Consider the following 26,499-nt stretch of genomic DNA (forward strand, 5'->3'; position numbering starts at 1 on the left):
TTAGTAATAGTGTTCGTGAACGTGCTGCACCATTTCTTCGTACTGTTCAGCCGTAATCGCTTCTATGGGTATTACGACTCCGTTTAGCCGTACTGTCAGGATTTCTACCTCTGGGCCATCGCCTGGGTAATCACGGGTTGCTGGCACACCTGGCGTGTATTTGAACTCAAAATCGAAGCTGGTTTCGGTGCTGATTGTCATGACTTTAAGGTGTTTTTTACTCTTTGATTATGTATTAAAGATACGCACTTTTTACATTTTTACAAAGAATACTATTTGTAATTTTGAAATTATTTTAGCCTAAAACCACCTTTCACCCTTTTATATATTATTAATTTACAGACAGTTATGTGACTGCGTATTGATACCACGAGGTGTACAGTAACGAATCAGCGGTATGTTTATATAATATGTAAACATACCGCTGAAAGAATGAGCGGTTTAACGTATTTTATTAGACCTTACTGGTTAGTGCTTTCTAAATCCTCCTTGTTGAAGTGAACTTATCGTTCAGCCTAGGCGGCTACTGACCGTTGCTTTTTACGGGCGTTGAGGGACCACTGCATCCGCTTAGGATAACTGACTCGGATACCACTACCGTAAATAAAAGATATCAAAAGACCCACGATTAACATATCGGTATATAAGTCTCGTATTACTTGAGAAAACCAAAGGACTTTCGGAAATGTGACAGTCTGTAAACTAAACTCAATCCCTATACTAGCCGCGATGAATAAACCGCCCACGAATAAGCGCTATTTATCACGCTTTGTCACCGAAGGCGAGCTTTTCTCAAGGCTCCAGGATAGGGTTCCTAACAGGATATAATGATGAAATGGGTACAACAACAACATATGGCCTATCATCCACAACCTGGCGGCTAATGTGACGCTCACGCCATCTGGCTCAAGGAATGGACCGGTATAAGCTCCTTTCAACAGCAACGATGCTGCGATCACACAGAGTAACGGTATAATTGGTTCGAGTAGTCGACTAGTTTTGTTCATACAAGATGGCCGTTGAAAATCCTAACTGGTTGCCTTGGAAATGAATTTTTCAGTAACTCAACCATCTCTGACGAGAGGTCCAGATTAAAGGTTTACCTCAACCCGGTACCTTGAACCGTCTCGGCTTAAACATCCGAAAGGGTTAGGGTTAACTCATTTCTTTGGCGGTTCAAGCGATTTGATTGTGGTAAAAATCTCCTCAATGCGCACAAGTTCATCGCGTTGCCACGTCTTAGGGGATTTTTGCTTGGCGTAGAAAGTTGCCTGATTAATTCCGAGTAAATGAATAACGAACACGTTTGACGTTTTGGCGGCTTTAATATAAGCGGACAACTGACCTGGTAATTGGCTAATGATAGCCTCCTGTTTTTGGTACAGCATCAGTAGTTCCGGACAAGCCAGCACCTGGGCAAATTGCTCGACCAACCCTAACGGCCAGTGCTGAGAATGCAAAAGCCGAGCATTATACATGCTGCGCGTCATGGGTTTTGACTGCTGACTTGTTTTATCGAACACCATAATTTGAGCTAGAACCTTATTCTGTCCATGTTTTTTAACTTGCTGGATAAGCAAATTTTTAAACTTAGTTAAGGTCTCTAACCATTCGTCAAAAAGTCCTACTAGTTGCATAGTGCCAATTTGGTAAAAAAAGAAGTACAGTCAACTAACTGTACTTCTTCGGTTCTGTAATCAAACCCAATCGCTTAGGTAATAGCTTTCTTAAACCGTCATTCGATGGAACAGCCATCGATTAAGCCTAACCGTCGAAAAAAGGGTATGCTGCGGTTTATAGGGTTATAAATTAGCGAGTGCAAAATAAGACGTGAATTTGCCCCCTAGGTAGTCCGCTATTGTTTGCTTCCAATCAACGAACCGGTACGGCAAGGGAATACGCTGAATGAATTTAATTCCTGAAGTCGGATAATAGCCGCAATCGCCCCGCTGACTGATCCAGACGCTCCGCTCTTCTTCCAGTAACAACACTAACGTATTGTTAACTATGCCTAAATCACCTTTTTGCCACCGGTGCGCTACTGGCTTTGGTGGAGCGGATCGTACTGCCTGGCAGTACATACACATCTCCTCGTCTGATTCCTCATCCAAACGTGCCCAATCATGTTTACAGACGGTAGAGCCCTCCCCCCAATAACCGTAGCCAGCGATGGCCTCTCCGCAATCCATACAGGTTATACCGTAATTATCACCCTGCGTCGTGCGATGTTGGCAATATCCGTTCTCGACGTTAAGTTGTAGCGTTTTCTGGGGCTGGGGCGTCAACAAGTCATTCAAATTCCAGTAGCCGCTGGCTAGAATTTGCTCGTGTTGCTCCGTTCCTGGAAGGACAACACCCGAAATCGTTCGGATGGGCCGGTTACAGGCGCAAGGATAATAGTAAGAAGATCCTTTTTGCGGATTCATGGCCCGAAGCACTCGGCCGCAATTCTCACAGGTTTTATCGGTTAACAGCGACATAAGGTATCGGATTGAGAGCCGGGCGCTGGTCCCGGCTCAGGTGAAACATCAATGAATTTTGTTACAAATTGGGCAAAGCAACCGGGCTTTTTTCCGATTCTTTAGTTGCCGTTCCAAGTGCTTATCCCCTGGCCACTGCCGAACAATGTCGTAGCCTATTCCCCGCTCATTAGCTGCGGCTAAAAAGCGGCTTCCCCGGTTACGGCGGTGATGGTATAAGCGTCCTTCAACGTTAAGGGCAAATCCAATGTAATGCTGGGAGTGATGCATTTTTTCATGTAGATGGATAAGGTAGACGGTACCGGATTCACGTGGCGCTTGTGGTTGATTCATGACTTTCTTCTTTGATTACAGAAGAAAGATAACATTTTGTACTTAAATAAACAAGTTTAATACTCGTTTGTTTAAGTACAAAAATCATCAAATTAATTGATTATCAAATCTTATTCCGGCTCAGGCCGAAAATCCGGCCCCACTTGTACACCTGCTTTCTCAAGTAGAGGAATTGCCTGACTTGGTAGTTCAAAAACACCGTCGTAATCTACAAGCGCCCACCCCTCCCAGGAAACGCCAATGTGTACAACGTCCTCATCAGCCGTTCCCACGTTATACACCCACTCAATTAGGCCCTGTTCAGTTTCGCAAAGCTCGCCATTGGGGGTAAACAATTCCATTTCGGATTTCGCCAAGTCGCTAATGGGGACCGTAAACCCAGAACTGTATTCGAAATTAAGGGGCGATTCAAAAGCGACGGTGTGACCGGTTGATTTCATACTAGCTGTTGATTCCATCCCTTATCCAGGAGTAGATGAATAAAATACCCGCTTGGTAACCAACACTGCACTGCGTTGGGGCTTCCGTTAGTGCCTGTTGAACGACTTCGCGTTTAATTGGTAGCGTTATGCCCCCGATCGAGGTAAAAAAGTGATGAGATTGCTCAACCAGTTGAACCAGTTCCTGCGCGTTTACAATCGTTTTCATGGTCTGCTCTTTGATTATGTCATAAACCTACGAAAACGTACTTTTTTGAGCAAGTATTATACTATAAAAATCAAGTACACACCTTACCCTATTTATAAAAAGAGACAGAAGCGAGAAAGCTTCTGTCCTAAGTGGTAAATATTATGAGCAGATCACGATTTCACTTTCTTTGCTTTTACCCAAGCCAGGTAGCCTTTAATAATTTCTTTACACTCATCGGCCAACAGGGCTGCGGCCTCTTCCTCCGTTTTATTTCGTACTGAAGCTTTTACGGTACCATCTGTAATATAGATACCATACGGACCTTTACGAACTTCGTATTTCTTACCCACTTTAGCGATTAAACCTGCTTCGTTGAGGGCTTTAGCCGCCTGTTTCTGGGCCATCGCCTGATGAAGATGATCGACAGTCACTTGATCGGGTTCTACATGTTGCAGGTTGTAGAACTGACCGTCGTAAGCAATGTACGTACCAAATTTTGATTGGCCAGCCCGGATTGGCTTTCCCTCGTACTCACCGATTAACTTGCTGGCCCCTTCTTTCGGGGCGGCATCCGCTACGGTTTGACTGGCCGCTTCGATTTGCTGGCGGTGACTGGTATCGAAGCCGCTCACAACATCAATGAACTTGCGTTTGCCTGCCACAATTTCGTCCAGTTCTTCCTCAACATTGGCCGTAAATTCATAATCGACCATCCTGCCAAAGTGTTGCTCTAAAAATTCGGTGATCGAATTGCCGATTGAGGTTGGTACCAATTTAGCTTTATCTCCTCCCATTGACACAGACTCACTAGTGGAGCGTACGCCCTTACCCGGTTGCCAGGTGAGGACCAGCGCCTGCACCTTTCGACCCGCAACGGTAGCCGTTTCAACGTACTGGCGATTGGTAATATTGGCTAAAATACTGGCGTAGGTGCTGGGCCTGCCAATCCCCCGATTCTCCAGATCCTTAACTAAGGTGGCCTCGTCGTAGCGTCGTGGAGGCATGGTATAGGTTTGTTTGATGCGAAGCTGTTGGTGGGTTAGCGCATCGCCTGTTGATATAGCTGCGGTTAGGGTTTCTTCTTTTTCAGCATCCTCCTCGTCGCTTTCCTGATAGACCCGCAAAAAGCCGTCGAACTCGAGTACGCTGGCTTTTGCCTGGTAAATATCCTGGGGGTCGCGCTCGGCGATGGTGACCACCGTTTGCTGGTAACGGGCCGCTGCCATTTGACTGGCCAGCGCGCGGGTATAGATCAACCGGTATAGTTTCTGCTGATCATCATCATCACCAGCGGCCGAATTTTCAAAGTGTGTCGGCCGAATAGCTTCGTGGGCTTCCTGGGCAGACTCTTTCGATTTAAACCGACGAGCCAGAAAATACTCCGTACCGATATTGGCTTCTACGTGCGCTTTTATGGCCGCTACGGCTTCTTCGCTCAAGTTAGGACTATCCGTACGCATATAGGTAATATGACCGCTCTCAAATAATTTTTGGGCCACGTCCATAACTTTCTTAGCATTCCACTTAAACTTTTTGATGCCGTCCTGTTGCAGCGTTGAGGTCGTAAAGGGAGCTGGGGGCGTCTTTTCAGTGGGTTTAGTTTGCACGTCGGCCACAACAAACGATTTGGCATCGGCACTTTGCAGATAGCTACGCGCGGCTGCTTCATCGGCGAATATGGCCGGACGCGTTGCTTTGATTATCTCGCCGGCTGGGGTTATAAATTCGCCACTGCCTCGGTACGAAAATTTTTCGGCGAATTCCTGGATGGTTCGTTCCCGCTCGACGACTAACCGGAGGGCTACTGATTGCACCCGGCCTGCCGAGAGCTTTCCGCCAAGTTTTTTCCAGAGTACGGGTGATATTTCGTAGCCTACCAATCGATCAATTGCCCGGCGAGCCTCTTGAGCCGAGATCAATTTCAGATCTAACCCCCGCACGTTGTTGAGAGCACTTTGCAGGGCTTTCTGAGTTATCTCCTGAAACGTAACCCGCTGCGCCTGCGCCAAGGGAATTTGTAAGACCTGTGACAAATGGTACGCAATGGCCTCTCCTTCCCTATCTGGGTCGGTGGCCAGCAACACGTTCTCTTTACCGATTTGACTCACAAGGTAATGCAGTCGTTTTACGACATCCTGTTTTTCACTATATACCTGGTAATCCATCTTATAACCAGCCTGCCGATTGATACCCAGCTCTTTGGCTGGTAGGTCGCGGATGTGCCCTACGCTGGCCGCAACCTCGTAGCCGGAGCCAAGTAACGATTTAAGCTTTTTAATTTTATTGGGAGATTCCACAATTAGTAGTTTCATAGCTATACGCGCTGAAAATGTTGAAGGGGTTGACGCAAGTAAACGGGGAGGAAGCTGCTTGGAGCGGACCGTATTTTAGGGATAAAGGCAGAGTCAATAACCCTATTATATACGCTGCTCGTTGCCTAGATTAGGCTCAAGGCGTTGCCGGTTAGCCTGCGTTTTAAAGTTTTCCGCAAAGTTTTTTTCAATACCGGCTGGTGTCAGTCGAACCTCGCCCAGCGGGATAGGACGTAATTGATTAGGGCCTGCCTTCACAATTTGCAGTTCAGTGCCGACCGGTAATGCTTTTTTGGGCAAGTCCTTTTCGATATAAAGCCGGGCGGCTTCCTCACTAGCAAATCGACCAACAACTTGCCCTTTCTCCTGATTAATTATCAGAATGGGTCGCTTCACCTGGCGAAGTTGTTCCGCTTTTAAGTCTTCATTGAAATCCTTGCCCCTGGGCCGCGCGATGGCGACCGAACGCGAGAATTGACCGTGTTGAATGAGGTGATTATTTACCGTGTTGAGAATGGCAGTATTAATTGGAATTTCCAGGGTAGGCACTTTGGTGTCCCCTCGCCAATGAAACATATTTTTCTTTATATCCGCACTTAACTCACCTGCCGTTTCGGGCATATAGGTTTTCATTGTTTGGTTGTGTTCTTCGATTAAGGCGGAAAAAACGCGCTGGAGCGTTGGTGAAGACACCTGTAAGGCTACGTACCCTTGCTGGCTGGCCTGAGTCAAGGCTAAACTATCTTTTGACAAAGCCGTTAAGGCGGTAAGTGCGTAACGAGCTCCCTTATCGTCGTTATCAAAACCGAATACTAGCTGGGTTGACTTGTTCATGAATCGCTCCAGCGTCGTTAGGTTATCCAGTGACAAGCTCCCCCCAATCGAAGCGTACCGGCTGTCGGTCTGGGGATGCAGGCCCGTACTTAGCTCCAGTTGGCGGAAGGATAAAAGGTCAATAGCGCTCTCCCCAACAACGAGCCGCTCGGTAGGGGTTTCGTTAGCGTTGGAGATCCACACCCCGTTCCTTCGGTCGGAGCCTACTGCATGGCTTTTGAAGGTTGACGTGCGCAGCTCTAAACCGTTGATGGCCTCGCCGTCGCCGGGAATATAAGGAAACGCAATATTCTCCAGGACCCGCTCCCCATTGGGGGGTTGCTCATTACCGGCCAAAGAAACGGGCTTACCCTCGTCAAAATATACCCGCTGGGTAGCCACTGTTCCCGAAAATTGGGCCGAGGTGAGTAGATCGGGCAGGATGTGGCGTTCTTGGGTCAGGTAATTTTTGGCTGGTAGTTGACTGAGCTTATAGTGCTCGAGAGAAAATTCTTTTTCATTGCTAGCCTCTTTGTAGCTTGTATGAATAAAGTTTTCTAACTTTTTAACCGTTTGCTTTTGTTCAGGAACGATACCTAAGTAATCCTTCAGTACATCATTAATGCACTGCGCCGGGGTCCGGTTGGGGTTATTATACTGGCTGAAACAGCTCGTTAGCCGGTTCGAAATAAAATTGATCAGCGTACCGCGATCCGAGTACGAACCGGTTTTGAAGTACACTTGATTGGCTGGATCATTTGGATTCTTGATTACAATATGATCATCAAATGCCTGGTTGTAGAGTACAGGCATCGTCTTCCCTTTTTTGGGTTGCCATTCATACCCCGCATGGAGAGCCAGTTCAATAATTGATATCTGACTTCGATAATCCTGAAAACTGGGTTGGTTGTAGGTAGGCATTTTTTATCCAATTAATAACAAATAACATATGAAACGTTTGATTCTTTTCGCAACACTTACCCTCCTTTGGAATTGTAAAAAATCAGGTGGTGACCAGGTAACTCCCGCGTTCGATCCGGCGCTGGTAGCCGGTAGCTGGAAACTCCAGGCGTTAACCACTGACCCGCCGGAAACAGGCGTTTGGGGTAAAAATGTTACTGACCTGCTAGCTGCTTATCGTCAACAGATTGGCGACGAGTGTATCGATACCTTTCGCATGAACATGACCAGCGCCGGAAAAATAGCAAGGACAACTACGGACAATTGTGATTCTCGGACGCTGACCCTGTTTGGTTTTACCGAAAGAGGTACCTGGAAAGCGTCCGGCTCAACCCTGAGCGTTTTGTCACCTTACGCATCCGGCGATTATTTCAATGTGACGGTTGATCAAACTACGATGATCTGGCACCGCCACATTGATTTAGTCGACAGCCCCGACAAGCAGACGCATACCGTTACGCTTACTTGGTCAAGACAGTAAGCTAAGCTGGTTAAACACTGAGACCTTGATCCTTCTGGTTTTTTTTGTGTTTAGTCTGACTTCGATTCTTAGTTGGCTCTTTCTTAGCGATGGGTTCCCCGACTATGGCAATTTCGGGGTCAATACCCTTATTTTTTGATTCTGCTTTCTTAAGTTTCTGCTCGGGTAGTTTGTCTTTCGTGGTAGCACCTCCGGCCGACGTGCCCTGTAACTGATCGGAGGTGCGTTCCATTTCCTTCGCCGTTCTTAGATCAATGGTTTGCTTGATTGCCTCCGATGGGGGCGAAAAGCTTAGGCTTCGTTTACCTGCTGACACCTGGACATCGGCATCAAACTTTTGACCGTTCTCACCGGTCAAACCGGTCAAACGAATGGCACCACCCTGCTCCAGCGTTTCCTGCTGTTCTTTGGACAAAGTAACCCCTTTTATTTGAACAGGAATGTGAACCCGGTCAGCGCGCCATACCATCAAGGAGTTGGTCTCTTGATCCACTCCTACATACCCTTTGAATTTTTGCTTCGTAGATTGGTCCTCCAATTCAACTTGTTTCCCTAACTCCCCTTTTTGTTTTAACGTGTCTTTATCCTCCTGGCTAAAGCTGTACCCCCATTTCTGATCGGGCACCATCACCGATTGCTTGATGGATTGAAAGTAGGGCTTTACTTCCTCCCCTTGGTTTACTAAATAAATCTTACCTCGTAGCGGGGTGTCCTGACCGTTGTACTCAGCCTTGAAATCTATAACTCCCGTTTTTTCGCCCTTTAATAGCCGGTCAAGATTACCTGTTTCGGCGAGCATTTGCCGCGTTAGACCGAATTTTTCCAAGGAGGCTTCCACATCCTGCCATTGGTAGCGTGTTTTTTTATCCATGTCTAGCTGAGGGTTTTCCTCCAGATTGTACGCTTTCTTAAAATTGTGTAAGAAGTTAGCCAACAGTCCTCCATTAATAATCTCAAGGCTCCTATCCGGTTGTTTTTGTTTGGCTTGCTCATCCCCAACTTTTCGTTCCGTATCGGGTAGCGGTAGAGCAGGTTCTATCTTTTCAACCCGGTAGATCCGATCCGTTTGAATACGGTCAAAAACCGGATCTTGTACAATCAGGTGAAGCTCCCAGAGGTAGTCCACCATCTTTTTTTGCAAATCCTTGTCTTGGGGAACATTCAGCGTCTTAACCTTTTCGGCAAGTTCATCCTTTTCTAAACGCCCGTCCCGCAAGGCCCGGCTTATTTCATCGTTGCTTAAAAAGCCATCATTTCCTAAATACTGTCGAAGTTCCTGAAACTCCTCCGGCAAAAGCAGTTCATAGAACTGTTCTTTAAGTTGTTCGGCTTCGGGGGCTTCCCTTTCGAGGGGGGTAACTTTAAGGGAAGGTGCCGGCTTGGGATTGTTTCGTTTTGCCATACTTGTAGCGTGATTTACGTATTTTTGTTTATGCGTATTTCGACACAGATACTTCTTTTCATTCCGTTGTTGATTGGCTCAAATGCTGGTTTTTCGCAGGGGGTGTTCACCTCGCCCGCCCAGCTTTCCACCTATTCACAACCAGTTTCTGCTGACACGTCTGCCCACTCCGGTGGGCATTCATTTCCAATTACCTACCTGGATCAGACCAACTCGCTGGCCAGCTTATCCAGGCCCGTTTCTGTATCCCTAGCGGCTAAGCCAGAAAACGACAGTTTACACTTTCTACGGTACGTCGATAGCCTAGCAATTGGTCGGGTATCGTCCAGTAGTCGTACGGAAACAAGTCAAAAAGGCGTTACTGATCGGGATCGTGCTTTGTACCGGTTACGTGACGTTCCTTCCATTTTACCCTTTTACGTGCCAGCCAGTAAAGTAACGGGCTTGGCCAGGACCCGAATGAGTTCAGGATTTGGAATGCGTCAACATCCGGTCTTGGGCAGTCTTGTTTCGCATGCGGGCATCGATTTACCGGCACCGTTGGGGACCTACGTATATGCAACTGCGGATGGCTTCTGTCGGCAAGTAATCAACCAACCTGACGGAATAGGATTGGCCATCTATCTAACGCACGGTCGAGGACATCAAACGCTCTATGGCCACTTACTATCAAGCTCGGTTAAACCTGGCGATTTTGTCCAGCGAGGGCAGGTTATCGGCCGGGTGGGCGTATCGGGTATGACCACCGGCCCACACCTGCACTATGGCGTTCGCTACAACGGGCAGGTTGTTGATCCCCTACCCTACTGCTTTTTGCTGTCAAAAACGGCAAAACAAACCACCACCCTAACCAGAAAATAGTGGACTACCGATTCGGTTTGTCCAGCTCATCCAACGCTTCCCGAAAAACCTCTAAGAGCTGAAGCTTTTGCTCATTAACGTTCGATTCGGTGGCCATGATGGTAAACGCCGTGTTGGGGTCGCTAAGTAGCCAAGCGGGGTTGATGCTGCGTTGATTCACGTAGTAATTCAGGATCTGCATTAACCGGTTACTACTGATCTCCATTGAAGTTTCAGCGCGGTGAAGCATGGGTTGTTTAATACCAATGGCGGTGGCTGCCTCAGCCTGGGTCAAGCCCAGTTCAACGCGGGCTAATCGCAATCGGGTATGTAAACTTTCCAACATTATTCTCCGCGTCTAATTCGTGTTAATTATCCGCTAAATAATGACATAGAACTGAGATTTTATAGATTAATCTTCATCGGCCTCCTGATACTGGCTGACCAGGTGTTGTAACGAAGGGTCGTTACTCAACCGGTTTAGCTCGGCTTCAACCAGCGCTTTAATATCTCGTTTAACTTCCTTGAAGTTGTCAGCCACGAGTTGATTCATTTCCTGATCCGTATACTTTTCCATCTCGGGACGGACAGGAATTTTGGCAAGGTTTTTTAGCTGATTGAGCATGTCTGGTTCGACCACCAGTTGTCCATGAAACGTCTTGAGTTTTACTTGCTGATCAATATTGTCGGCTACACTTCCCACAAACGAACCTTGCGATAACGTCGATATTTTACTTTCCGGAATCATCGGCTCCATTCGCTCCGACAAACTAATATTGGTATCCCGCTCATTGATGGACACGGATCGGGATTGCTGCCGAATTTTCCCAAATCGACTGGAGAGGTCTTTGGCCGTCTCACCCAGCACCTGACCGGCGAAAATGTTACCTATGGTGCTCCACATTACTTCGGCTTCTTTATCGCCGTACTGTTGTTTAAGTTGTGATTTATCCTGGATGCCTAAGCAGGTTGAAATCCTGTTGCTGCGTGCCGTGTTAATTAAATTGTGCAGACCCAGCATATAAATTGTCGGTAACTCATCAATGATTAACGAGCATTTGTGTTGACCTTCTTTGTTGATCAGTTTGATCATTCGTGAATTGATAAGGCCAATGACAATGCCCTGTGTATCTTTTCGTTCCTGGTTGTTACCCAGGCAAAGTATTTTGGGTTCAGCCGGATTATTTATGTCCAGACTAAAGTCATTTCCGGTTAGCACCCAATAGAGGGCCGGACTAGCGATACGCCCCAGCGCAATTTGAGCTGAAGCAACCTGGCCTTCCAACTGGTTGTTCGCTCCCCGTAGTAAAGCTGAAGCAAACGGGCTGAGCAATAACTCAATATCTTCTTCGGATTGCAGGATGGGAAACAATTTTTCTTTTACGACCGAAATCAGTTCAATGGCGTGGGGTAAGGTGCACATAAACCGTCCGTCATGTTGGCTACCCGTTTGCGCGGCCTCACCGAGCATCCGATCGTCATATTTTTTAAGGTACCATATCACCGAAGCCAAAAGGTTTATTGGCGAGTCCACAAAGAAATCGCCCGATTTGGTAATCCAATCCCGGTTGATGTTGAACATGACAATCTTGGCCGCGTCAATGGCATCCTGTATGTCAGTCATCTTGGTAGGCAGTAATGGATTCACGCGCAGAGACTCCCGAGGCTTATCAAAGTTTACGTTACAAAAGGTTGGTAAGGCCCCTTTCTTGCCGTCCTGACCTATATTCAAGTCAGGATAGTTATCCTTATTCTTTAAGTAGTACGTGTAAGCAATTCGGGTAAGGGACGGGTACTTAATATCATACACCATCATTGAAAACCCTTTTTCAATATGTTGACGAATGAAATTATTGAGTACCGCAAACGACTTACCTGAACCGGGTGTACCCACGATCATCGTCGCGCGGTAGGGGTTTATGATATTAACCCACCCCTGACGTTGCTGCTTGCAATAGATGTAGTTTATGGGAATGTTTACCGAATCCGGATTCTCTAGTTTTTCTTCCTGGTGCAGAAATTGTTCATTCTCTTCATTGTAGGGATCTTCCCGTAAGGTGAAGCCTATGATGCGCCTGGCCAAGCTTACCGCGCTCAATAACAATATGAAACCGGATACCGTCGTGGCAATGTAGAGTCCGTTGCGGATGTCTACGTTTACCGACGACATCCGTAGTAGAAAAAAGTTTCCCACAAAAAGTATGAACCCTGGAATAGCGTTGGACCATACTGTTGCCCAGGTAGTCGTTAGGTCTTTTTTGGGTCGATTCGCCCAGCCGTAAAGTCCCAGCAGACCCAGACAGATCAGCTTTGTATAGATGGTATTGCTGAAAAGGTGACTCTGCTGGTTAAACTTGATTAAGAACCTGTCGATAATATGCCAGGTATACCCCCGTGCGTCAAAACTATCAAAACAGAAATAGTAGACATGTGTCATTAAAATCACGAAACTGATCGTAAGCACCCCCCTGTGTACCCAGTCAATTTGCTGTTGTTCGTTTTGATTGCCCATTGTTATTACTGTCAAAGTGATTATTGTCTGTTACTGCATTCAGCTTTTGAAAAGATTTCGGTTTATTTGGCTTGTCTGCCACTTTAAAATGTGCCTGTGGGACACATTCGTCCCCAAAAAAAAGGGGTTCGTCCCCACTATGATTTTGTTTGTCCTCATAAGCCTCTGTGCTTTTATTTTATTGATTTAAGCCCCCCTTTACGCTCTATACAAATATACTTTACTAGCTTATAGCTCACGGCCTTTGCTCCGTTTTTTAATGCCTCGTCCGACATGTTTAAACTTACCCGTTTGTTCATAACCCAATACGTCAGCAGCTCGAATGTCTACTAATTGAGCGTTGATTGCGGACTCGTTCATGTACGCGCCTGGCTCCTGCTTTGTTTCCTGATCGAGCTGCTTGATCCAGCCATTTCCGTTCAGACTTCGCTTTTCTAATTCGCTGACGAGATCGTCATAGGATAGTTTAGCCAATGCTGGATCTCGTTGTTGTATCCGCTCCCGCAAGTATGTAAGGTCGGTTGATATACCATTGGTATCCCTGGTCTGGTCAATCAATTGCGCCAAAGCGACCATGTATCGACCCGCTTCCGTAGAAAGCCCATTATGCCAATGTGTTAAATTAAGATGTTGAATCTGTTTTTCGAACGATCTTGAGGGCTCCACAGCCGCCTGAGCCGGCGCGTCTTTATAGCGAATTCTGTAAGCGGAGGTTTTCTCAGCTTTGTCCGTTACCGTTGGTTGAGCATCGATCAAAATACCACGTTGATAATAATAGCGAATCAGATCGACACCGGTAACCGGGCCATCTATTGCCAGACGAGCTACATAGTTGGCGTTCAACTGTGCATGTATAGCACTCATGCGGTCCGATGTCAAAATGCCTTCAAGGTGTTCCGACCGTACATCATAATAGCTTTCGCGAAAAGCCTTTCCAGATTCACTCAGTAGCATGACCGCACGTTCACCCCGAGAATAAATCTTAGGTATTTTTAAGTCAGCTCCCTCATCGGTTTTTATCCGGTCGTACAGTGCCGGCTCGATCTGATAAACCAGATGACGATTTGTTGGGCTGGAGAGTAAGCCATCGGCCGTTAAGGTTACACTCAGGGCCGTAAAGAAGTTATGTTTATCTTGAGAACTTCCTTGTATTTCACCGGCGATCTTAGCGTAGGTTTCCATCGTGCGGATAAACGAAACTTGTTCTTTCCTGATGATTTCCGCTAACTGAGCGCGTTTATACTCTTCAAATCGTTTTACGGCTTCGCTGACTTGTTGCTCGATTAAGCTTTCCTTGGTAAGAACCCAAAGACGGTCTCGCATGACCGACGTTGGAAAGCCCTCGATTAGCGCGCTTTCGTAATAAATACGCTGCTCTTTTTTATACTCCCTTACTAGTTCTGATAAGATAGAGGCCAGGGCTTTGTACTGCTCCGCATTAAGCTGGTTTGGTTGACTTTGCTCCTTTGGCTGCCCAGACTGACCAAATTGTTTTTCGATCTCTTTCCAGGTGGCCCAAGCCCCGATTTCGCTAGCCTTGATTCGGGGAGTTTCTGGCTTACCCGTTTCGTCGGTGAATTGGTAACTGATCCCGCGAATCGTTTTCCCAGCCACTGTACTTTGGTGTAGAACCGTACGAACGTGCTGCTTCTTTAGAAGTGCTCGGTACTCATCAAGACTATTAAATGTTGCCTGCTGAAAAGTCTGCCGGAGGATTGCCTCCAGCTGATCTTTTTTCTCGAAGCCTCCGGTTTTTTGGAGCCGCTCAGGGTTCAGTGTCTGGGCCTGCTGTTGTGCTATGGTCTGGGCTTGCTGCGCAATTTTCTTTTTGCCCCGGCCCTGGGCTTTGATGAGACCAAAGCGCAGTTCTAACTTCTGACGTACGGAATTTGTGCGACGCTTAATGTGCGAATCATTGATCTTATTACCTGTCTCATTCACACAAGTGGTTACTATATGAATGTGCGGATGAGCGGTATCATGGTGGCGATAAACAACATAGGGCTGATTCTGGTAGCCCATTTCCGCCATAAACTGGTGGGCCATCACCTTGAATTTTTCATCACTTACTTGCTCACTTGGATGTAAACTAAGCGAGAAATGAAGCGTTGGTTTTTTGATATTCGCATTTTTTCGAGCTTGACATTCGAGAACACTGGTAGCGTAGGCCCTATTTTTTTCAGCTAAATCATTGTTGGCAAAACCGGTCGCACTGAGAACATGCGCCTGCTTCTGAACAACTTTTTGTTCATTGTAGCGCAACGCTCCGCCAATTTGTGCCCCAACGGTTAGCCGTATCACCATCCTATTTCTTAAAAAAAGCCTCCGTTTGCGCCTTAACCAGACTGTCAATCTGGGTGATTAATGGTTCAATTTTATCAATTGTTGCTTTACTTGCCTGCACTTCATAGTAGAGTTTCCCAGTATGTTCAATGCTGTTTATGCGTCTTGCTATCTGATTGTAATTGGTATCCAAGTGCTTTAAATGCTGACGTATGTTATGTAACGTTTGGGTCAACTCAATGACCTGATCGCCAGTTAGTACTCCGTTTTGAGCGATTACTTTTGGTTTATTCCGGTTTAATAGTATTTCACGAAGATAGTCCGCCATTCGTCCAGATCGGCCACTTTGCCATACCTTAAAATCCCGTTGTATGGCTTCATTATCCCGCTCATTAACTCGTGTAATCAGCCGGTAAGCTAGCACTTCTTCACCCGCCAGATTCGGGCGTCCCCCAGGATTTAAGTTCTTATTTTCTGCCTGCTCATCCATAACCCTATGATAATTCAGACTGCGTAGCAAAGAAGAGCCCCTCGTAGGGGCAAGATGTTGCCCGTAGTCGCGTTAGCGCAAGGGCAGGTTTTGCGGCACGCAAAACACATCTTGCTCTTTGTTGCAAACAAAGCTACACTAAAATACGGAATCGCTACAGATCAGGTCAATTTTTTTTGCAAACAGCTAGCATACGGATATAGTATGTATTAATGTGACATTGTAAACTTGTTACATTGTTTAGAGAACAAACAACCAGCGCAAAGGCGATCAAACGGATATCGCAGTATCGTTTAATGTACAATTGGCGCATTTATACAATGATTCAATTATACATGTTTGAATACTTGCCACAGTAGTCAGTAAGGAGAAGCCTAAGCGTCAAAAAGTAGCAATGTTTCTTTGTTACAATGCTACATGTAGCGCAGTAGACTACCTGTTGATTGACTGGTAGAATGTAACATTCATACAATGTAATAATTTGACAGTAGTGCAAATTTCCAATGTGCACTTTGTACAACTGGCTTATTTTACATTCAAGTAGAGGAACAATGATAGTTTTGTACAATGTTACATTGTAACATTAATAATATGCTATATTGTACAAATGTTTAATTTTATAAATGCCTGAAAGTTAAGTTTTTACATTTTTACTTTAATATTTAATTACTTTTATAATATGTTGTAAAAATAAAATGTAAGAAAGTAGCAAAAATAAGTTTTTTACATTTTTACAAAGAATAATCCTTACAATGTTTGGATTAATAAATTTATAGTTTATACATTTGGACATTGTAATAAAGGGCTAATAGTACATTACAGTATTGTACTTATGCCCAACCTTTATATTTCCACAATGATAAATTGCAACATTCACACAATTAATCATTTGTACAATGGCTAAATTTATATCATTCTGTTCTCAGAAGGGTGGGGTAGGAAAGACCAGTATAACAACACATGTCGCAACCTACTACTATCAGGTTGAGCGGATACCGGTTACTGTTTTCGACTGTGATTTTCCCCAGCATAGTCTGCAGTCGATTCGAACCTCGGAGATTGCCCGGCTTAAGTCCGACGAGACATATCTCAGAAAGGCAGAAAAACTCGGACAAATACCTTATCCGATCTACGCGGATTCACTATCGAACACGCTGCCTAAGCTGGATGCGTACGCTAACAAGAACGAACTGGTGCTGATTGACCTTCCGGGTACGTTAAACGTTGAAGGGATGCCGGCCATGATCCAGCGACTGGATGCTGCTGTACTGTTACTGGAGGCCGATCCGCTGTCGTTCGAATCAACGATGCATACCGTGTTAGCAATGGCAAAGTTCTCCAACAAAACCGGTGGAATGATTCCCACTTACTTACTCTGGAACAAATTCGACAGTCGGGAACGGAAGGATCGCTACTCAAGCCTGGAACTGGCGGCAATCGACTACTTAAATAGTCTGAACGTTGGTCGTTCTACGCCCCTTAATGTGCAGTTCATTGAGTACCGAGTTCCGGAAACTGTTGCCATAAAAGACACCCGGTCAACCTTGTTTCCAAGTTCGGTCATTAAACCGCTAATTCAAGAATTGAATAAAATATTTGCATCTAATACAGCAACCGTATAATTTTATGGCCAAGTCAAAAAATAATCAGCCAGTAACGATCAATCCACCCAGCGGTGGCATGAGAGCTTGGTTAGACCAAAACGATACCGCTGGCAGTCAGTCGGTAGATTCGCAAACGCAACCGAAGAAAGATTCAGATCCTGGTAAGGAACTAGATCATGCACCGGTCCCAGCCCCCGAGCAACCAAGTGTTGTGTTAGAAAAAACCGATGAGCCAACTGTCGAGCCGGCTCAGGCGACGGGTAAACCGGAGATTGCCAGTGTAGAGGAAACGGTCGTTCCCGCTACTGAAGTTGCTCCGAATGCACCGTTGGCACCGGTTCAACGAAAAGCAAAGAGTAAAGTAGGAGAGGGTAGCAAGGCCGGATCGTATTCGGAAACGTTCTTTAAAAAGCCGGTAAAGTCAGAAAGCTCACCAGGTGAAGTTAAACCAGTCCGAATTTCGGAAGACTCGCACTTGCTGCTGTCAATTATAGTAAGCGAAGCGCGTCGGCAGGGACATAAATTGAATGTGGGTGATTTCATTGACAATTTGTTAGCGGATCACCGGGCGGTGCATAAACCCGAAGTGGATGCGTTAATTGCCAACTGGAAGACTCGTAAACGTTTTGAATGATGGATACGATACTTCTGATTATTGGTATAATAGGGTTTAGTATCTCAGTATGGGTATTGAGGGGGTATTTGATCAATACTCCCTCGGCATTAACCAAGAAGGACCAGATTGATAAAGGCGAACCCGAACAAACCTCTAACAACGCGGCCGAACCAGTTACCTATGTTACTCTAGAAGAGCATCAAAAGGTGTTGGCCCGTTTGGCTGAATTAGAAAGGGGCAGTGAGTCGGCCTCCAAGCCGATTCTGCAGACTGATCCTGCAATGAGTACACCCGGAGCAGGCCGAATAGGGGAGAAGGATAAAAATGACATTTCCTCCGCTGAGCCGGAGGTATCGGAAGCTTGGCAGAAAATTTTCGCCTTGCAGGAAGCGTATCGAAGAGAGCGTGAAAGGGAACGAGAAACCGATTATGAACGGGAACAAAGTCTGTTTGATTTGTCTGAGGGCTTCGACGGACAGTTTTCCCCAAACACAAATCAGTTACCGCTTCCCGAAGAAGAACGCATGAACCAGCGGCTGCTCGACAATCAGCTGGAAGATGGTGAAGCATTAGATGTTTACCAAGCGCGAATGAATCAGTTCGCTCAACTAACGAAAGAAGTGCTAGTTACGCGCCTGGATGTGTTTGACAAGCAGCTGAGAGAACAACAGGAACGGCACCAGGCAATGTTACTAACAATTATCCGTTCGCTGATCGATAAAACGCCTGGGGATGCGAATCTAAAGAGTGTAGTTCAATCCAGTTACGTGGCCGCTTCAAAGGAAATATCCAATGAAGACAGTGAACCCAACCGAATCTCATTCGCGGAGATGTTTTCACAACATGTCGGCAAGTAGGTTTTCATTCACGAAATAAACTGTATTTTTTTTATGTGGACAAACATTATATTACCGGGGACGAACCCCTTTTTTTTGGGGACGAATGTGTCCCACAGGCACATTTTAGGGGATCAATGTATCAACATTGAATAGGTAAAGTATTTGTATTTCCATGAATAGGATGATAGGTTAGTTGCATAATAGTTTATACAAGGTTGATTAAACGGATTTAGTACGAGTATTTTTCTTATCAATTCACCAAAAAGTTCAATTGTTATCACATGAAAAAACAACCATTAATCAGATTGGCACGGAGTGCATTTACAGCGGCAATCCCAGTGGGGCCAAGTTTAGGATTAATCCTAGAATACCCAAGCGAAACTCACCTCTCTCAGTACCCAGTAATTATTTATGATTATCTAAGATCAGCTTGTTGTCCTTTACCACTCACGGTTTGGTTTCTAGAACTGCTTCGGTGGTCCCGTAAACTTTCCAAAACCAGCATCCAGCAATAACTCCCTTTGCGTTTTACTCAATTTTCTCAATAACCAACTAATAATTAACACAATGAAAAACGTTCGAATCATTTACTTCTCAGCACTCTCGTTTGTACTGAGCTTTGTTTTGTCATCAATCAATTTGTATGCCCAAAGCGGGCTACCATCAGGGGCCATTTCAAAAGGCGTCGACAAAGCGACATCGGAATTACAAGACGTTGGTAAAAGCGTAGGCGATCTGATGTTGCCCCTGTGTTTGATCATGGGATTCGTTGGTGGTATTACCTGCGCATCCAAATTTTTCAACAACGACCCTGACTTCAAGAAAAGCGTCATCAACTGGGGAGCAGCGATTGTCTTTGCCGGCGTTGTCGGGTTGGTCCTAAATGCGGCTTTCGCTTAGTCAATGGCGTACGAGATTAATAAAGGCGCTGACCGCCCCCCCCAAGTACGAGGTGTAGTAGGCATGGATTACCTAGGTCTACTCGTCAAATGGATTATTGGCATCGTGCTGACGGGGGGGGTGTCAGCAGTCTTTGTACCGCTTCCGGGATGGATGATTTTTATCGCTTGTGGCCTGGGCATTTACATGGTTTATATGAACCTGGTTAGACGCTCAGCCAATCAGGGTGCGGGAGGGTATGAGCGGGCCCAGGCTCGTAAGAAATTACCCGGTATTGTGACGGTCCGACAGGACTCGATCTACCGCAACCTGCGCAAATAGTATATATCTCAAACCTGCGCAACAATGGCATATTCTGTAAAAGATTTGGCGAAAGTGTTTCCGCTCGGTGCAGTCGAAGAAAATTGCATCTTCTCAAAATGGGGTGATATAACGATTTCCTTTCAGCTTACTCTTCCGGAAATCTTCACGTTAAACGCCCGCGTTGAAAACGGCGTTGAAATGGGGGATTATCGGGAATTGGTAGATACCTGGTCTAAAGCAATTGGCGTACTACCGCCTGGAACCATTCTTCACAAACAAGACTGGTTTGTCGAAGAAAAGTACCGCACCAACGCTAAAGAATTACCGGAAAGCTATTTAGATCGGGCATCGGAACTGCACTTTAACGAACGCCCTTTTTTGCACCATGAATGCTACTTAAATCTGACGTTTTCGCAAGGTGAGCGAACCCGCACCAAGGCCGGGGTAACATCGCTGCTAAGGCCAGGGCTAGTCCAGAGACGAGCCCTGAACAAGAATGAGATTGAAAAATTTATGGTGGCCGTGCTCCAGTTGACGTCAATCTTGGAGTCGTCTCGACTCATCTCATGCCGACGTTTGGGGAATGACGAGTTGCAACCGGATCGCCACGCTCCAGTTGGTCAGGCTGGCTTGATCGAACGGTACATGACCCTATCCCTTAAGGATGAAATTGTTCCCTTGATGGATATGGACTTTACCTCGGAGGACGAGCTACGGATCGGCGGGAAGTACTCTAAATTTTTCACCATTTCACAAGTGGATGACATGCCGGACGCCATAAATACCAACGTCCGGATCGGAGCCCTTTCTACCGAGAATTCAAACCTGTCAGTGGGCTATGCAACGCCAATTGGTCTCATGCTGGATTGTAATCATATCTACAATCAGTACGTGTTTATCGATGACAAAACGTTGATTACGGCCGAGCTGGAAAAGAAAGCAGGCAACATGATGGCCTTATCCAACTTTGACCGGGCCAACGCGGTCAATGCCGTGATGGTCAGTAACTTTTTGACCCTGGCTGCCGAAAAGTCGTGGAGCCCAGTCCGCATTCATTCCAACGTACAGGTTTGGACGGATGATAAGCTGAAATTACCTGAGCTACGGAACAAGACAACGGCGGCTATTGCCAAAATGAATCTAAAGCCACGCGAAAACACCAAGGATGCCGCATTTTTGTTTTGGGCCGGAATCCCTGGAAATTCGCCGGATCTGCCTAGGGAAGATACGTTTACACAATTCGCACCCCAGGCGGCTTGTTTGTTCAACCACGAGACAAACTATTACTCGTCGGAATCAGCCAGAAACAGTGTGCGTGTCGTAGATCGGTTATCGGGTCGGCCCCTGTGGGTTGATTTCTCGGATGAGCCGATGCAAAAGAACTGGGTCACTAACCGCAATAAGTTCATCATCGGCCCCAGTGGATCAGGCAAGAGCTTTTTAACTAACCATTTGCTTCGGTCTTATCATACACATGGTGCCCATGCGGTGATTGTGGACGTTGGCGACTCCTACCGGGGTTTGTGCGCAATGTTGGGTGGTAAGTACATCACCTATACGATGGAAAAACCGATTCACTTCAATCCATTTCACATTGAAGGTCGATTGATGCCAGACACGGAAAAGGCGGAGTCGTTAAAAAATCTGCTATTAACGCTGTGGAAATCGGTCGAAGAAAAAACGAACCGCTCCGAATACAATGCGCTGTCAGCGGCCGTTGTGGGCTATTTCGTCAAGCTTCGGGAAAACCCCAGCATTGTAGCCTGTTTCAATACCTTCTACGAATTCATGCAGGAGGACTTTAAGGATTATCTGAAGCGGGAAGGAGTTAAAGATGATTTCTTTGATTTTGACAACTTCATGTTCAACCTGAAGCCTTACTATTCAGGTGGGGAATATGATTTTCTACTTAACTCAGTGGAAAACCTGGATCTGCTGCATGAACCCTTTATCGTCTTCGAGCTCGATAACGTAAAGGATCACCCGATTCTGTTTCCAATCGTGACGATCATCGTCATGGATACTTTCATCTCAAAGATGAGACGGTTGGAAGGCGTACGGAAAATCATTTTGATTGAAGAGGCTTGGAAGGCAATCATGACGCCTAATATGGCCGGCTACATCAAGTACCTCTACAAAACAGTCCGCAAGTTTGACGGTGAAGCCTGGATTGTTACCCAGGAAATTCAGGACATTATCAACAACCCAATTGTCCAGGATTCCATCGTCAATAATGCTGATTGCAAGATACTGATGGACCAGCGCAAGTACGAAAACAAGTTCGCCTTTGTCAAGGAGCTACTGGGTCTAACCGATAAGGAGAAAGATTTGGTGCTGTCGATGAATCGCGCGAATGATCCCAATCGCCGCTACAAAGAATTTTTCGTGAGCTGGGGGGGACAGCAGTATCGCGTGTACGGCCTGGAGGTTTCCCGCCCGGAATATTACGCCTTTACCACGGAGCAAAAAGAGAAGCTACGGGTTACCCGCAAAGTTAAGTCGAACGGGGGTAATTATGACTTAGCCCTGAAGGAAGTCGTTACCGAAGATCTAAATGCGTAAGCTGTATGAATCAATTCAACTCTATTAAACGCTGGATGCTTGGGTGCCTGTTCATAGCCCTAAGCGCAGCTGGCAGTTCGGCTCAGTCGGCTGATACAGATTCGACAGCCACCCCGCCGGATTTGGGGCCATATGTGCCGAAAGTAAAAATACCTGTCCTCGGCAAAGCAACCATCACCTGGCCAGACGGACGAACCCAAAAAGTTGATCGGGACGATTTAGGGGATGTCCTTTCCGACTACGTGGAAGGCATAGCGAATCAGCTTTCTCCGGACAATGTACTGGGTAGCATCGTGAGTGACATAACGGGGGTTTACACGGGCATTCGGGATGAGTTATCCGATGAAGTAAGCAACCTGATTGGCGAAGCGGAAAACCAGATTATGTCGGGCATTAGCGACAAAATCGCCCAGCTAGCTTCTCAGATCGCCGATGTGGGCACTACACCGGCCGGGGAAGTGGAACGGTTAAAGAAGATGGTGGCGGATGGTTACTCCGCCCAGCAGAAGATTACCTACCAAACGCTCAAGGTTGACTACGCCTGGAAGAAGTCGCATACGAGTCTTTCCCCTGAGTTTTGCTCCTACTACAAGGAGTTAAATATTAAAGGGTTATTCGATGCGGTCAAATTTCATGTACAGGACCTCAATAAGCTTTTGTCTTCACCGGTTTTTACCGCTCAAGAACGGCAAGGGTATCAGAGTTTGGTCAAATCACTGGGTGATACAAAAGACTTAGCCTCGGCGGTAAACATTGTCTGCAACCTAGGGGCTAACGGGCGGGGGGTAACCGTCTCCTGGATGGCTCAGGGTGAACGTATGGACGTACTCGACCAGTCCGCTACGGCAATTAAAAAGCGGCTGGAAGATATTGGGGGGCTACGCGACGAGCTGCGCCGGATCTACGTATACCGCATTGCCAAGCAGCAATCGGATGAATTCAAACAACGAAGTTTTCAAACTAAATCAGGCCTGAACCATGTCTATACCAACTAAATGCGCGCGTTTAATGAGCCTACTGGCGCTTTGGAGCGCTCTGCTCTGTACACCTAGTTTGAGTCAGGCCCAAGAAGAAGTGAATATACCGGTGGAAGTGGAGGGCGGTATGCCTACTGACCCGGGTCTGCAGGACGAAATTGATAAGGTCCTTGGGATATCAGAAAGACGAATTAAACAAGGCATTAAAGATCCTGGGGTTGATATAGCCAATTTGGTGATCAACAAAGCACTTGATGAACTAATAAAGGGAATAGCAGATGCTTCCGTACTCGCACCAGTGGCCGAAAAGATTATGTCGGCTTATCAGAAGACGAAGGATAAACGCCTGGTCAAGAAGTTGGCTTCACTACGGGACGTGTGGAAAGACGGGCAAGAGCGGTTGAATAAACTGAACTACCAGGATTTTAAGCTTCGCTACGAGTGGGCACGCCAACATAACGAAGAGAACAACGCGATTAAGCAGTCCATTATTAAAGGGTTGGAAAGTGAGATGACAAAAGACATATGGGGCACCCAGGTCATGGCCATCAATCAAACGTATGATAATGGTGGCCCCACGTCTCAGATGATCAAAAAATACTTAGACAAGGGGCAGGAGGATTTAGGCTATTATAATTTGGTAGTTATCAATAGCTCGCTAGGATCAACTGATTTAATTAAGGCACGTAACAAATTTGGAACCTCAAAAGGGAAGCCCGTTTTTCTGTCCCCGTATGAGCGGCTTAAACTCCAGCAGAAATCACTGGAAGAAGCTAAGCAGCGCCATGCGGATCTGGTTAATTACGGCCGTCAGGTTGCCGCGTCCATGAACTACTACCGCCTGGCGGAATCCGAGCGGGCAACCCGGTCGATGCTAAGCAAAACGATTTCTGATCCGTATCTGGCTCGCTACGCAAAGTAATGAAACAAGTTCTCTTTGTCCTTTTCTTGCTGGTAGCGGCTTGTCAAGTTAAGCGCGAACGCTTTATCCGTGAAGCATCCGCCTTCTCGAATGGGTACGTAGGTCATTGGGAAGCGGTTTTGCCTGGTACCGGTAGTCAAGTTTTTCAGGCGGGAGTTTCCATCGAACCATCGGGAGACTCCTTGCTTTGGACCTATTTTTCTCAGATCGTCGATACGACCACCAAGAAAAAGTACCTCTGTGGTCCTATTGTTACCCAGATGCCCGTTTGGTGGGATGACTCGCTGCAAGTAGTTCAGGCCAATCATGGCGTTGGCCAAGGCTATGGATTTGATGTATTGCGGGTAACCGCAACGGGTCAGCTCCAGGTAAACTCCCCGTCGCTGGCTTCCAGTTGCCGAGGCCCAGGTGGGTTCAATGCCAGTCAAGTACTGTTATCTAAGGTTACCACTTTCCGTTATCAACCATGATTTTACTTCAAGCTCCCGGGACCGGCTGGAATAACTCGCCTGCCAGTGGTGCAATAACCAGCATTGAAGAAGCAGCAGATGCCCTGTTTGATACGATGCTGCCCGAGTTTACCTCCTTCGTGGCCATCGGGCAGGCCATTGGCCTGATCGGCGCATTTTTTTACGTGTTTTACCGGTTATGGGCGCACCAGGCCCGCAATGAAGCCATTGACATCTATCCCTTGCTTCGACCTCTGGTCATATCCATGATTTTATTGGCGTATCCGGGATTGTATTCAGGTTTGGCATTTCTGGGACGTACGCTGAACGACGCTACCCAGGAACTGGGGGCCACTCGTCGCAATGAAGTCGAACAGCAGGTGATCATTAATGCCAAGACGCGCATTCAGAACATGGGAAACTCGAATAACCCACCTCCGGTAGCGGCTGCGGAAGATAAACGGTCCTGGTTTCAATTGGTGACGGATTCGGTGATGGGGATGGCCAATTCCGTTTCGTCAGCTGCTGCGGATGCGGTAAACTTTGTTATTGATACCACAGTCAATTACGTCCTGATGGCCTTGTTTCGGCTGCTGTACTTTATTGTCATTATTGGCCTGAAGATTATCTCTACCTATTTTCTTATCATCCTAGGCATTTTTGGCCCCCTAACCATTGGACTGGGTTGTTTTGACTGGTTTTATTCGTCCATTGCCGCTTGGGTGGGACGCGTACTACATACCCTTTTATGGATTCCCATTGCCAACATTTACGGGTTTATACTGGATAGTTTCCACCTGTCTAGTTTGAACGTCGAGTTCCAGCAGCTCCAGGGTAATCCCGGTATGCCAAGCTCCTCAGTGGCCAATTTACTCTTTTACGCGGTGGGCATCTTTGGCTACCTGCTGGTTCCAAAGCTGGCTACCTGGGTTCTGGATTCAACTGGTGTGTCAGATGGATTACGGGCGCTGTCAGCCCCGCTACGTACGGCCGGCGCGGTAGCGGGCGCGGCTTCGGGACAAGTCAGTGGCCGGGTAATCTCAGCGGCCAGTTCTTACTAATTTTCTAAACCAATGTCCGTATGAATGCAAACTTTAATTTTCGCTACCTGCGAAACATAGAATCGTCGTTTCGTTTAATTCGCATTATTGTCTTTGCCGTGATTGTTGGATCGTTTGGCTTTGCCGCCTACATGGCTTACTTAAGTCATAAAACCGATCGCGAATCGCGTCAAAAAATTTACGTTCTGGACAATGGGGGCAAATCCATTATGCTGGCCCTGGCACAGGATCAGAACGCAAACCGGCTTGCCGAAGCTAAAGATCACGTCAAGACGTTTCTAAAGCTTTTTTTCAACCAGGAGCCGGATGAGAAAGCCATTGCCGCCAACATGGACCAAGCTGCCTACTTGGGAGATGAGTCAGTTACCCGGCATTATTACGACCTGCGGGAAAAGGGGTTTTATACCAAGCTCATTCAGGGCAATGCCACCCAGAAAATTATGATTGATTCCCTGAGTATCAATATGAGCCGATCCCCGTATTCGTGCAACATCTTCGGGCGGGTGATGCTGGTCCGGACCTCGAACATCACCTTTCGGAAGTTAGTCGCTGACTGCCATTTGATCGATGCCACCCGAACGGACAATAACCCGCATGGCTTCCTCATTGAACGGTTTCGGGTAACCGACAACAGCGACATTGAAACAATCAACCGTGATCAATACGAAGCCTACCGGTAATTGATTAGTCCCGCTTCTCATGTTCAGGAATTGGTTTAAACGAAGGGATA

At 46.5% G+C, this 26,499-nt stretch carries 25 protein-coding genes; 13 read left to right on the forward strand and 12 right to left on the reverse strand.

Going from position 1 to position 26,499, the window contains the following annotated elements:
• From BN8_RS30845 to BN8_RS30875, 7 genes are all read right to left on the reverse strand, one after another.
• Positions 1-201 (reverse strand): hypothetical protein, encoded by a 201-nt coding sequence (locus BN8_RS30845; RefSeq protein WP_015056910.1) that lies wholly within the window; start codon positions 199-201, stop codon positions 1-3.
• Between the two features lie 959 nt (positions 202-1,160).
• Complete coding sequence (locus BN8_RS30850; protein WP_015056911.1) at positions 1,161-1,637, reverse strand: hypothetical protein; 477 nt, start codon at positions 1,635-1,637, stop codon at positions 1,161-1,163.
• Between the two features lie 165 nt (positions 1,638-1,802).
• Complete coding sequence (locus BN8_RS30855) at positions 1,803-2,426, reverse strand: hypothetical protein (RefSeq protein WP_040007227.1); 624 nt, start codon at positions 2,424-2,426, stop codon at positions 1,803-1,805.
• A gap of 497 nt (positions 2,427-2,923) precedes the next feature.
• Positions 2,924-3,253 carry a hypothetical protein gene (locus tag BN8_RS30860; protein WP_040007229.1) on the reverse strand — a complete coding sequence of 110 codons (330 nt, stop codon included), beginning with the start codon at positions 3,251-3,253 and terminating at the stop codon, positions 2,924-2,926.
• A 1-nt stretch (position 3,254) separates the two neighbouring features.
• Complete coding sequence (locus BN8_RS30865; protein WP_015056916.1) at positions 3,255-3,461, reverse strand: hypothetical protein; 207 nt, start codon at positions 3,459-3,461, stop codon at positions 3,255-3,257.
• 152 nt (positions 3,462-3,613) lie between these two features.
• Positions 3,614-5,755 carry a type I DNA topoisomerase gene (topA, locus tag BN8_RS30870; protein WP_015056917.1) on the reverse strand — a complete coding sequence of 714 codons (2,142 nt, stop codon included), beginning with the start codon at positions 5,753-5,755 and terminating at the stop codon, positions 3,614-3,616.
• A gap of 105 nt (positions 5,756-5,860) precedes the next feature.
• On the reverse strand, positions 5,861-7,489 hold the full coding sequence (locus BN8_RS30875; RefSeq protein WP_015056918.1) for a toprim domain-containing protein: 1,629 nt from the start codon (positions 7,487-7,489) through the stop codon (positions 5,861-5,863).
• Between the two features lie 28 nt (positions 7,490-7,517).
• Between BN8_RS30875 and BN8_RS30880 the strand changes: the two genes are divergently transcribed.
• Entirely contained in the window at positions 7,518-8,009 is a 492-nt protein-coding gene (locus tag BN8_RS30880; RefSeq protein ID WP_015056919.1) for a hypothetical protein, read from the forward strand.
• Positions 8,010-8,019: 10 nt separating this feature from the next.
• On the opposite strand, the gene BN8_RS30885 is transcribed toward BN8_RS30880, so the two are convergent.
• Positions 8,020-9,411, reverse strand: a complete 1,392-nt coding sequence (locus tag BN8_RS30885) for a DUF3945 domain-containing protein (RefSeq protein ID WP_015056920.1) — start codon at positions 9,409-9,411, stop codon at positions 8,020-8,022.
• Between the two features lie 30 nt (positions 9,412-9,441).
• Between BN8_RS30885 and BN8_RS32130 the strand changes: the two genes are divergently transcribed.
• A complete protein-coding gene (locus BN8_RS32130) occupies positions 9,442-10,272 on the forward strand; it encodes a M23 family metallopeptidase (protein WP_051041177.1) in 831 nt (276 codons plus the stop codon).
• A gap of 4 nt (positions 10,273-10,276) precedes the next feature.
• Here BN8_RS32130 and BN8_RS30895 read toward each other — a convergent pair whose 3' ends face one another.
• From BN8_RS30895 to BN8_RS30910, 4 genes are all read right to left on the reverse strand, one after another.
• A complete protein-coding gene (locus BN8_RS30895) occupies positions 10,277-10,597 on the reverse strand; it encodes a helix-turn-helix domain-containing protein (protein ID WP_015056921.1) in 321 nt (106 codons plus the stop codon).
• Positions 10,598-10,663: 66 nt separating this feature from the next.
• Positions 10,664-12,763 carry a YWFCY domain-containing protein gene (locus BN8_RS30900; protein ID WP_040007230.1) on the reverse strand — a complete coding sequence of 700 codons (2,100 nt, stop codon included), beginning with the start codon at positions 12,761-12,763 and terminating at the stop codon, positions 10,664-10,666.
• Positions 12,764-12,991: 228 nt separating this feature from the next.
• Entirely contained in the window at positions 12,992-15,067 is a 2,076-nt protein-coding gene (locus tag BN8_RS30905; RefSeq protein ID WP_015056923.1) for a relaxase/mobilization nuclease domain-containing protein, read from the reverse strand.
• Position 15,068: 1 nt separating this feature from the next.
• A complete protein-coding gene (locus BN8_RS30910; protein WP_015056924.1) occupies positions 15,069-15,536 on the reverse strand; it encodes a hypothetical protein in 468 nt (155 codons plus the stop codon).
• An 896-nt stretch (positions 15,537-16,432) separates the two neighbouring features.
• On the opposite strand from BN8_RS30910, the gene BN8_RS30915 reads away from it, so the two are divergent.
• The 11 genes from BN8_RS30915 (at position 16,433) to traK (ending at position 26,449) form a co-directional block, all read left to right on the forward strand.
• On the forward strand, positions 16,433-17,158 hold the full coding sequence (locus BN8_RS30915; RefSeq protein WP_015056925.1) for a ParA family protein: 726 nt from the start codon (positions 16,433-16,435) through the stop codon (positions 17,156-17,158).
• A gap of 4 nt (positions 17,159-17,162) precedes the next feature.
• The gene (locus tag BN8_RS30920; RefSeq protein WP_015056926.1) at positions 17,163-17,774 is read left to right on the forward strand and encodes a DUF3408 domain-containing protein; all 612 of its coding nucleotides are present in this window, start codon (positions 17,163-17,165) and stop codon (positions 17,772-17,774) included.
• A complete protein-coding gene (locus BN8_RS30925; protein ID WP_015056927.1) occupies positions 17,771-18,613 on the forward strand; it encodes a hypothetical protein in 843 nt (280 codons plus the stop codon). The genes BN8_RS30920 and BN8_RS30925 overlap by 4 nt, the downstream gene beginning before the upstream one ends.
• A gap of 549 nt (positions 18,614-19,162) precedes the next feature.
• On the forward strand, positions 19,163-19,495 hold the full coding sequence (locus BN8_RS30930; RefSeq protein WP_015056928.1) for a DUF4134 family protein: 333 nt from the start codon (positions 19,163-19,165) through the stop codon (positions 19,493-19,495).
• Between the two features lie 63 nt (positions 19,496-19,558).
• Positions 19,559-19,816: a hypothetical protein gene (locus tag BN8_RS30935; RefSeq protein WP_015056929.1), complete on the forward strand. Its 258-nt coding sequence runs from the start codon at positions 19,559-19,561 to the stop codon at positions 19,814-19,816.
• A 24-nt stretch (positions 19,817-19,840) separates the two neighbouring features.
• The gene (locus tag BN8_RS30940; protein WP_015056930.1) at positions 19,841-22,360 is read left to right on the forward strand and encodes a TraG family conjugative transposon ATPase; all 2,520 of its coding nucleotides are present in this window, start codon (positions 19,841-19,843) and stop codon (positions 22,358-22,360) included.
• A gap of 5 nt (positions 22,361-22,365) precedes the next feature.
• Positions 22,366-23,355, forward strand: a complete 990-nt coding sequence (locus BN8_RS30945; protein ID WP_040007232.1) for a hypothetical protein — start codon at positions 22,366-22,368, stop codon at positions 23,353-23,355.
• Positions 23,339-24,259, forward strand: a complete 921-nt coding sequence (locus BN8_RS30950; protein ID WP_015056932.1) for a hypothetical protein — start codon at positions 23,339-23,341, stop codon at positions 24,257-24,259. Before BN8_RS30945 ends, BN8_RS30950 begins: the two co-directional genes overlap by 17 nt.
• Positions 24,259-24,729: a hypothetical protein gene (locus BN8_RS33065; protein ID WP_015056933.1), complete on the forward strand. Its 471-nt coding sequence runs from the start codon at positions 24,259-24,261 to the stop codon at positions 24,727-24,729. The genes BN8_RS30950 and BN8_RS33065 overlap by 1 nt, the downstream gene beginning before the upstream one ends.
• Positions 24,726-25,769, forward strand: coding sequence for a TraJ family protein (locus BN8_RS30960; RefSeq protein ID WP_015056934.1), 1,044 nt, complete (start codon positions 24,726-24,728; stop codon positions 25,767-25,769). The genes BN8_RS33065 and BN8_RS30960 overlap by 4 nt, the downstream gene beginning before the upstream one ends.
• Positions 25,770-25,789: 20 nt before the next feature.
• Positions 25,790-26,449, forward strand: coding sequence for a conjugative transposon protein TraK (gene traK / locus BN8_RS30965; RefSeq protein WP_015056935.1), 660 nt, complete (start codon positions 25,790-25,792; stop codon positions 26,447-26,449).
• Positions 26,450-26,499 lie beyond the last annotated feature (50 nt).

Origin of the sequence: Fibrisoma limi BUZ 3 (assembly GCF_000296815.2) — a bacterium.
GTDB classification, from domain to species: Bacteria; Bacteroidota; Bacteroidia; order Cytophagales; family Spirosomataceae; genus Fibrisoma; species Fibrisoma limi.